The sequence below is a fragment of the Vibrio sp. 704 genome, assembly GCF_033339295.1.
Genome location: NZ_JAWOUH010000664.1, coordinates 1 through 609 on the forward strand (window position 1 = coordinate 1; position 609 = coordinate 609).

At 54.8% G+C, this 609-nt stretch carries 1 pseudogene; it reads right to left on the reverse strand.

Annotation, left to right across the window (positions count from 1 at the left end):
- Nucleotides 1-609: pseudogene (gene vscN, locus R7R24_RS28385) on the reverse strand (SctN family type III secretion system ATPase VscN); the annotation flags it as partial.

The window sequence follows — 609 nt, forward strand, 5'->3', positions numbered from 1 at the left end:
ATCAGCAGCAAAACGCGCTTGCCTTGGTCTCGGAAATATTCGGCGATAGAAGTCGCAACGAACGCCGCTTTTGCGCGCTCCATGGCTGGTCTGTCGGATGTCGCAACGACCAGCACTGAACGCGCCATACCGTCTTCGCCCAAGTCGTGTTCGATGAACTCTCGCACTTCTCGCCCACGTTCGCCAATCAGAGCAAGAACGGTTACGTCTACGTCCGCAGAGCGAATCAGCTTCGCCAGCAAGGTACTTTTACCGCCGCCAGCCGCAGCGAAAATGCCCATACGTTGGCCTTCACCACAAGTGAGCAAACCATCTATGGAGCGAACGCCAAGCGAAATTGGTTTTTCGATCAATTTACGCTGCATCGGTGGCGGGGCATCACGATAAACGGGATACCAAGCACTTGGCTCTTGGCTTTGCGCACCATCGAAAGGGCGGCCCAGTCCGTCGAGGATTTTTCCCAGCAAGTGATCGCCGACACCGACTTCGTGCATTTTCCCCATCGGGCTCACCTCGGTATTGGATGAAATGCCAAACATGTTGCCAAGTGGGGTAAGCAGCGCGTGATGTTGTTGAAAGCCGACGACTTCAGCCAGCAACGATAAGGTT